General features: G+C 69.1%; 5 protein-coding genes and 1 pseudogene. 4 read left to right on the forward strand and 2 right to left on the reverse strand.

Annotated features, from left to right (window positions below; genetic code table 11):
- Positions 1-5 precede the first annotated feature (5 nt).
- Positions 6-2,837, reverse strand: a complete 2,832-nt coding sequence (locus BAW75_RS29580; protein WP_104115720.1) for a right-handed parallel beta-helix repeat-containing protein — start codon at positions 2,835-2,837, stop codon at positions 6-8.
- On the reverse strand, positions 2,834-4,027 hold the full coding sequence (locus tag BAW75_RS29585; RefSeq protein WP_146074920.1) for a hypothetical protein: 1,194 nt from the start codon (positions 4,025-4,027) through the stop codon (positions 2,834-2,836). Before BAW75_RS29585 ends, BAW75_RS29580 begins: the two co-directional genes overlap by 4 nt.
- Positions 4,028-5,229: 1,202 nt before the next feature.
- Between BAW75_RS29585 and BAW75_RS29590 the strand changes: the two genes are divergently transcribed.
- The 4 genes and pseudogenes from BAW75_RS29590 to BAW75_RS29605 all read left to right on the forward strand — a co-directional run.
- Positions 5,230-6,567: a pentapeptide repeat-containing protein gene (locus tag BAW75_RS29590; protein WP_146074921.1), complete on the forward strand. Its 1,338-nt coding sequence runs from the start codon at positions 5,230-5,232 to the stop codon at positions 6,565-6,567.
- Between the two features lie 475 nt (positions 6,568-7,042).
- Complete coding sequence (locus BAW75_RS29595; RefSeq protein ID WP_088981155.1) at positions 7,043-7,342, forward strand: transposase; 300 nt, start codon at positions 7,043-7,045, stop codon at positions 7,340-7,342.
- Positions 7,343-7,415: 73 nt separating this feature from the next.
- Positions 7,416-8,228: an IS3 family transposase gene (locus BAW75_RS29600; protein WP_208635346.1), complete on the forward strand. Its 813-nt coding sequence runs from the start codon at positions 7,416-7,418 to the stop codon at positions 8,226-8,228.
- A gap of 32 nt (positions 8,229-8,260) precedes the next feature.
- A pseudogene (locus BAW75_RS29605) lies at positions 8,261-8,494 on the forward strand (transposase); the annotation flags it as partial.
- Between the last annotated feature and the right edge of the window lie 167 nt (positions 8,495-8,661).

Raw genomic sequence — 8,661 nt, forward strand, 5'->3', positions numbered from 1 at the left:
TTCGATCATGAAGGCGGGGCGTGGGCGCCGGGCTCGCCTGGCGGGGCGTCGAGGGCCAGCCTCAGCGCCGCCTCGACCGGATAGACCGGGCAGTACAGCGGAGTGTCTGTGGCCGGCGGGGCCGCATCCTTCGCCTCGAACGCCTTTCGGGCCCGGCCGAGGTCCGCGAGCAGGTCGGCCACTGACGGTTCCTTCTTCGGCTCCGGGGGCGCCGCCTCCACGGGTGCCTCCGTCTTCGGCGCCGTGATCGAGACGCCGAGCGCCGCCGCGGCGGCGTTGAGCCCGTCCTTCGGCATCGCGGCGGCCGGCGCCGAGAGGCGGCCGACGGCCTGGTCGGCGTACGCGGCGTCGACCGGCACCGCCGGCAGCTCGAACCGGGTTCCGGTCTGAGCGCCGAACGGGGCGTCGCGGAACGCCCGGTCGCGGTTCTCGGCGTCGACGAGCACGTGGCGGCCGTCGTGGAGGTCGGCGTACAGGTTGGCGGCGAGCACGTTCCCGTCGAGCAGCAGGTTCTGGTCGGGCACGGTCGCGCGGACGGCGATGCTGTCGGCGAAGGCGAGCACGTTGGCCTCGACCCGCATGACACCCCGGCCGGAGAGGTCCAGCAGGCAGCCGGTCGTGGACTGCCCGGTCGAGGCCCGGCCGGTGGGGTCGGCGGCGAACAGGACCGTGTTGCCGCGGATGGTCCAGGGGCCCGCGCCGGGTGCCTGGACACGGACGGCGGTGCCGCTCGTGTTGACGACCACGTTGTTCTCGAACGTCCCGTACGCCGCACTGAGCTGCACGGCGCAGTACGCCGCGTTGGCGAAGACGCAGTTGCGCACGGTGATGCCGCCGCTGCCGCCGCGCAGGTCGAGCAGCGCCGCCGACTGGGAATGGCCCGCGTCGAGGGCGCCGCTGTCGGCGTACGCGTTGTAGGTCGCCCCGTCGAACATGAACCCGTCGAGGATGAGGCCCTCCCCCGAGTCCTCGCCGGTGAGCACCGGATCGCCGAAGATGCCCTTCGCCTTGGTCTCCGGGGTGAGCACGAAGCGCACGGGGTGCCGCCAGGGGTCGCGCGCGGCGAACTCGGCGTCCCACCCGCCCAGCAGCGTCAGGTTGCGTACGGGGATGCGCCATGTGCCCGACCGCAGGCGGCCCGTGTACTCACCTGCGGCGACGAGGATGCGGTCGCCCTCGGCGGCCTTTTCGAGAGCCTGGAACGGGTCGCGGAACGGCGCCTCGCGGCTGCCGTCCCCGCCGGAGGATCCGGCCCGCACAAACCAGTCGCGGCCGGCCGGCCGGGGCGGCTCGGGGGCCGTGACGTCGAGCACGGGCGCGAGGGAGTCGAGGACGATGGTGGCGCTCTGACGCCCGCCGGGCGGCGTGAGACGGTACGTGCCGCGGAGCAGGTACGTGGACTCGACGTCGAGGCCGCGCGAATACCGTACGGCTTCCTCGGTCTGGTGATGGACGAGGCCGTAGCGCGGGGCGAGCGCCCACCACGGGCTGTTGTCGGTGCCGGGCTCGTAGACGGCGACGCCGATGTGCGTCTCCGCGAGCTCGGGGAGGATCTGCGTGTTCTGGTCGAAGCCGACCCCGGCCCGCACCTGCACCGGGGCTCCGGCGAGCGCCGGGTCGGCCTCGTAGAGCCGCGCCCAGTCGACGGCCTGGTACGACGGGCCGGCCGGGAGCTCGGTGAACGGCTCCGGCGCCGCCAGGTCGGCGGGGTGCGCGCCCGGCGCCGCGCCGACCGCGAGGGCGAGCACCTCGGCCGGGGCGAGCCGGCGCATGACGGGCCGCTGAACATCACGGTCTGATGCGGACGACAGCTCACCGAGGCCGGCCGAGCTCCGCAGCGCGTTGAGGGCGGCGATCGGCGGGCGCTCGTACGTGACGGCGACGTCCGCCGTGTACGTGTCGAGCCACACCGCCGGGAGCCCGGTCAGCTGTGGGTCGCCGACGGTGTTGCCGGCCGCCGAGCGCAGGCCGACGTCTTCGAGCTCCGCAGCGTACTCCTCGGTGAGCTCGGCCTCCGCGCCCGGCACCCGGCTGCGCACGATGTCGCGCGGTGTGGCGAAGAACAGGTTGCGGTCGATGGCGATCTGCCCGACGTCGCGCAGGCAGGCGACGGCCGCGTTGCCGCAGCCGACGAAGACGTTGTCGGCGATCGCGGCAGCGCCGTTGACCCGTACGCCGACGGCCCGGTCGGCGCCGGAGCCGCGCGGTGGGTCGGAGTCGTCGTGGGCGAAGGCGAAGGTGTTGCGGCTGACCGCGGCCGGGGTCTCGGGGGCGCCGTCGCGGACGGTGAGCAGGCTGAGGCCGACGCAGTTGACGACGATGTTGTTCTCGAAGAACACGGAGTCGCCGCCGAGCTCGACGGCGCCGGAGCTGCCGTTGGCGAAGCAGCAGTCGCGGACGGTGATGCGCTCGCCGCGCAGGCTCACCAGCGGGCCGTCCCCGTAGGAGGCGCGCTGCAGGCCGCCCTGCTCGTCGTAGTCGTCGCGCCCGGCCCCGTCGAAGAACAGCCCGTCCAGGACGAGGCCGTCGTGGCCGCCGATGCCCTGGAGCATGTTCGGCTCGTTCGGGACGCGCAGGCCGGTCTTTGCCGCGAAGACCGTCGGTGTCTGCCAGGGGGTACGGCGGGCGAAGTCGGGGCTGTATCCGCCGAGCAGGGTCAGCTCGGGGGTGTCGACGACCCACGAGGAGCGCTCGCCGCGCCCGGTATAGGTGCCCGCCGCGATGTGGATGCGGTCGCCGGGCGCAGCCTGCCGCAGCGCGAGCCACGGGTCGTGGAACGGCCGGGCCCGGGTGCCGTCGCCGACCGGGCCGCCCGCCGCGACGAAGAGGTCGGTCATGACTTCTTGACCTCGTCGTCGGCTTCCTCCGTCTTGTCCGCGAGCAGCTTGAAGCCCACCTTGACCGCGTCTCTGACCTGTGCGAACGCGGCGAGGCCCGTCTGCTTGTAGGGTCCCTCGGCCAGGTCCTTGACGTATTCTTCCTCGGTCGCCAGCAGCGACTCCAGGGATTCCGAGGCCTTCTCCAGCTCCTCGTTGAACTTCGCCAGCGTGCCCGGATCATCGGTCAGCTGGGCGAAGGCGTTGGTGCTCTCCTCCACGAGCGTGGGGAAGAGTTCGTCGTAGAGCTTGCGGGACTGCTCCTTGGCCGCCTCGGCCCGCGTGTCGAGCCCTCGGTCGAGGACGTTCTCCTTCATCCAGTCCCAGTCGGTGGCCCGGTAGTCGCCGGACGCGCCGATGCCGCGCCAGTTCCCCGCCGCCTCGGCGCCGCGGGCGAAGAGCTTGTCGATCCAGTCCTCGTCGAGCTGTTCGCGGGCCGCGGTCAGCAGCTTGATGTTGTCGACCACCGTCTGCTTCGCGGCACGCTTCTGCTTGGCCGCCATGAGGTTCTCCGCGGTGAGCTTCTCGAAGTTCTTGATCGCCTCGTTGGCGGCTTCCTTGGACGACGGGTCCTTCATGAAGAGGACGATCAAGCGGGCGCCCGAGGTCGGGAGGTATTTGACGAGCAGGCTCTTGACCGTGTCCTGGATGGAGCCGAAGTTCTTGAGGAGCAGCTGCTCGACGATCGCGTCGTTGCTGCGCGCGTTCTTGAGGTCCTCCTCGCACTTCTTGATGAGCGCGAGGTCGGCCTCCAGGACCTTGCTCATCAGCGTGGCGACCTCGGGGACGTCGAGCCGGGCGACCTGCGCCCAGATCTTGCGCTCCCCGGCGAGGAAGTCACGCGGGCCGACCGCGGTCCACCGTTCGTCGACGGACATCGCGTTGGCCTGGCTGTCCTCCAGCACCGACCGGATGTCCGATTCGAGGCGCTCCATCAGCGCCTCGGCCTGCTCGCAGTTGGTCTCCCACCGGTCGGTCAGGCCGTCATAGCCCGGTTGCTCCAGCTTGGAGAGCATCTCCTCGAACAGCTTCTCCCGATCGGTGTCGAAGCGTTCCAGCAGATCCAAGACCTTGTCGAGGATGTCCTCCTCGAACCCCGTGGCGCGCATCCGCTGCTCAACGAGCTCGCGGGCGTCATCGACATCTTCCACAAATTTCAGCGTAGGAGCCCTCGGTCACCCGAGGCAGTCGTGAACCCGATCCCTGCCAGATCAAGGATCCGACCTATGCCGCCGCTCGGTGAAGACTGACTCCGGAAGTCGTCGACTCTTCGAGAGTGCACCATGTCATCCCTGTTCAGCGGACCGATACTTGGTGTTCGTATGCGTCTTTCGTCTGGCACCGGGAGGCAGCCGGCTCATAACGGCATGGGGTGCCCGCTCCGTGGCGGCCACCCCATGCCTTACCGTCCCGTGCGGTCACTCCCCCAGGAACGAACGGACGAGCCTCAGTTGAGGGCGTAGATCTCCGCGGCCGACGTCCACGGGTTGCCGGCGACCTCACTCACGGCACGCAGTCGCAAGTGCTGCCCGGTCTTCGCGGTGACCCGGACGCCAGGAGAGAACGATGCACACCTATGACGAACTTGGTTGCCGCACCGCGTGAACGGGGGGGTCGGGGGCGGTTCAAATCTACATCGAAGAGGATCGAAGCCCTGACCAGTGTTCCCGCTGGTCAGGGCTCTTTCTTTGTCGGCACGGCCGGATTCGAACCGACGACCCCTTGACCCCCAGGACGTTGCGGCAGGCGTTCGCGCACGTCAGCAACGATGTGCCCGGCGGCAAGCCGTCGGCGGCTGCGCTGTCCGTGTCCGTCCAGGTTGGACGTGTGGTCCCCCGTTGGTCCCCGATCGCCCTCTCGGCTTGCTTCGCACTCCAACGCATTCAGCCGATGGGCGGGGTCATCCGCCGCACCTGCGGGTGCCGGCTTCCCGTTTCGCAGGCTTCGCCCTGCCGGGCCGGGCCTGCCCGATCCAGGTGGAGCGCCCGACCGGACGTACGACCTGGACCGGCAGGCCCGGTCTGGCTGCCTGTGGTGTGCGGCGGGTGGCACCGGACTGGCCGGGCATCCCAGAACCGCCCGGGTCCAAGGGCGGGTAGCCCTTGCCGCCGGAGGCGCGCTCCGGGTCGTAGGGCCGGAGGCCCTACCCGCCGGAGGCATCCCGTCTGCGCCGGTCGGGGTGGCGGTGCGGCTGCAGGGCCGACCTCCGTCGGCGGGTCTTGGCGTCTCCCATTGGACGGACGGTCTCACACTGTGTGGCGTGCGTGTGGTGTGGAATCGGTGGAGGCCGAACCCGGGAGTGAACGCTGCTCGGCGGGTGGACCGGCCGTTGCGGGCGATGTCCTGGTGGCCAGTGACGCTGCTGGCCGTGGTGGTGGTGCTCGGCGGCGGTGCGGTCGCGATGTGGCTACTGGGAGTGTGGTCGCCGATCCCGGCGGGTGTGCCTGATCCGCAGCGGCTACGGCTGGACCGGATCAAAACGGCGCTGACGGTGGCGGCCGGGCTGGCCGCTGGGGTGACGTTGTTGATGACATTGCGGCGGCAGGCGTGGAGCGAGCACGCGCAGCAGTTCACCCAGGCGGACGCGGTCGAGCAGCGGATCACCGCGTTGTACGTGGCAGCGGCGGAGCAGTTGGGCAGTGACAAGGCTGCGGTCCGCCTCGCGGGGTTGTACGCCTTGGAGCGGCTGGGGCAGGACAACCCGAAGCTGCGGCAGACGGTGGTGGAGGTGCTGTGCGCGTACCTGCGGATGCCGTACACGCCCCCGGTGGAGGTGCTGCGCGGCAGTGCAGCGGGTTCGCCGCAGCATGTCGCGTCGGACGCGCAGGTACCGGAACCGGAGGAGCAACAGCGGCGGCGCGAAGAGCTTCAGGTCAGGTTGACGGCGCAGCGGCTAATCACTAACCACCTACGCCTGTCCGGCAAGACAGACGATCCTGAGCCTGCCACGTACTGGCGAAGTGCTGCGGACGAGCGAATGAACCTCGATCTGGTAGGCGCCACTCTCGTCAATTTCAGCCTCTTGTTCTGTCACGCGGATCGGCTCGACCTGACAGCGGCACAGTTCCACGGGTACGCGAACATGAGCGAGGCCCAGTTCCACGGGAGCGCGAACTTGGGCGAGGCCCAGTTCCACGGGTACGCGAACCTGGGCGGGGCGCAGTTCCACGGGAACGCTTACCTGGGCGGGGCGCAGTTCCACGGGAACGCGAACCTGAGCGAGGCCAAATTCCACGAGGACACGAGCCTGAGCAAGGCGCAGTTCCACGGGTACGCGAAACTGACTAAGGCGCAGTTCCACGGGTACGCGAACCTGAGCGAGGCCCAGTTCCACGGGAACGCGGACCTGAGCGAGGCCCAGTTCCATGGGAACGCGAACCTGCGCGAGGCCAAGTTCCACGGGAACGCGGACCTGAGCAATGCGCAGTTCCACGAGAACGCGGACCTGGACAAGACGCAGTTCCACGGGAAGGCGAACCTGAACGAGGCGCAGTTCGACCGTGGCGTAAGCATGCCGGACGGACGGGCCACACCTGCTGCTCAACTTCCCAAGGGATGGGTCCTCGGCAACGACACGGATACCGCGGGCAATTTGCGTTCGATCATTCGAGCCACTAACACAGCACCCGCATCCGACAACCATGCTAGGCCCGCAGGTGAGAGCGCCGACACCGGCAGCGAAGCGACCTGACCCTGGCATCGATGGAGGCCCCGTACTCAGGCTGGCCGAGTGCGGGGCCTCGTCACGCCCGCTGGTGGTCGCGTGCCGCCGGGGTCGCCGCTCCGGGAGCGAAGCGGCAAGGCGTGGCGTGCCCCGGCGGCACGCAGCGGCCCGAAGGGCCGCCTTGTAGACGTACAGAAAGTTCTCACCGTGCCATCCTGCGGTTGTTGCCCGATACCAGCCTGCGGTTGTGTGTCCTCTGCCGATGAACCAACTCTGCGAGGCTGAGGGCAAGTTGCTTCGCTCGCCTGGCCATGCTAGATCGTTGTTGTCGCGAAGGAGCTGATCCATGTCAAGAGGCAGCGGGACCACGTGGTTCTTCGGGGACGACGCGCTCCGCGAGATAGCCCAGTGCCTCACCTCGCCTGACGCATTCTGGGATCAGAACCGCCAGATTGCCCTTCCCCTCGTAGCGTGGAGGCCAGAGCTTGAGGAATAGAGGTTCATGGCTGAGACGAGACGGCAGTTCGATCCGGAGTTCCGGGCGGGCGCGGTGCGCATCGTGCGTGAGACGGGCAAGTCGATCGCTCAGGTCGCCCGCGACCTGGGGATTAACAGCGGGACCCTGGCCAACTGGGTGAAGAGGGACCGCGAGACTCGTGGTGAGGCCGCTGCGGGGCAGCTGGCCGAGGACGAGCGGGCGGAGCTGGCACGGTTGCGGCGGGAGAACGCGGAGCTGGCGATGGAGCGTGATGTCCTCAAGCGATCCGTGGTCCTGTGGGTCAAGGAAGCGACGGGCCGGTGAGCGTGGCCGCCTTCATCGCTGCCCAGAGGACCGAGCATGACGTGCCGCACGCGGTGACCTGCCGGCCCTGGGGGTGTCCGAGTCCTGGTTCTACAAGTGGCGTGATCGGCCGCCAACGCGCCGCGATGACCGGCGTGTCCGGCTGGCGGCCGCGGTCCAGAAGGTGTTCGACGACTCGGGCGGCACCTACGGCAGCCCGCGCATCGGCATCGAGCTGCGCGAGTCCGGCTGGCAGGTCTCCGACAACACGGTCGCGCAGCTCATGGCCGAGTTAGGCTTGGCCGCCCGGGTCAAGCGCCGCCGGCGGGGCTTGACCCGCCAAGGTAAGCGGCCGGCCGCACCGGACCTCATCAAGCGGGTGTTCACCGCGCCGGCGCCGGATGTCGCCTGGTGCGGCGACATGACCGAGATCCGCACCGACGAGGGCAAGCTCTACCTGGCTACGGTCATCGACCTGTACTCGCGTCGGATTCTCGGCTATGCCATGGGCGCCCACCACGACGCCGGGCTGGTCGTCGCCGCGCTGAACATGGCCGCCGCCACCCGCGGCGGCAGTGTCGAAGGGGTGATCTTCCACAGCGACAGGGGCAGCGAGTACACCTCGGCCGACTTTGCCCGGACCTGCGCCCGGTGGAAGGTACGCCAGTCGATGGGGCGGGTCGGGTCGTGCTTCGACAACGCCGTCGCCGAGGCCACCTTCTCCACCATCAAGGTCGAGTACGTCCACCGCCGCCACTTCCGCACCCGTACCGAAGCCCGGATCAAGATCGCTACCTGGATCACCGACTTCTACAACCGGCGCCGCCGGCACTCCGTCTGCGACTGGCGCTCACCCATCGACTACGAACGATCAGAGACCCGCGCCCTGGAGGCCCAGGCCGCATAACGGAGCCCTCCACGACTCCAGGGGATTGACAGGGTGTTGACGTCGAGGTGGTGCCCCGACCAGCCGAGAAGGGCTTCCACGTCCAGCCACGACGGTGGGTCGTCGAACGGACCTTCGGCTGGCTGATGCAGCATCGACGACTCGTTCGCGACTACGAAACCCTCCCTCAACGAACCCGGGCGATGATCCACTGGGCGATGGCTAACACAATGAGCCGTTACCTCACCGGAGAATCCACCCCAACCTGGCGAAACGGAACCACCTAACCGGACCAACCTCGCCAACCGAGATCAGATGCCCTCTTAGTACTCCAACGTCACTTCGCTCGTCTGCGCTGGTAGTGGGATCGACGGGCTCGGGCTTGGGATGTTCGTCGCCAGATCGACCAGTGCAGGGTGTGCGCTGGTGGTGGTGCTGTGGCGAGGACGAACGC

Origin of the sequence: Micromonospora chalcea (genome assembly GCF_002926165.1) — a bacterium.
GTDB lineage: Bacteria > Actinomycetota > Actinomycetes > Mycobacteriales > Micromonosporaceae > Micromonospora > Micromonospora chalcea.

Excerpts from the sequence above, each read along its gene's own strand:
- BAW75_RS29580 (WP_104115720.1), bottom strand. The coding sequence starts at position 2,837 with ATGACCGACCTCTTCGTCGCGGCGGGCGGCCCGGTCGGCGACGGCACC.
- BAW75_RS29595 (WP_088981155.1), top strand. The coding sequence starts at position 7,043 with ATGGCTGAGACGAGACGGCAGTTCGATCCGGAGTTCCGGGCGGGCGCG.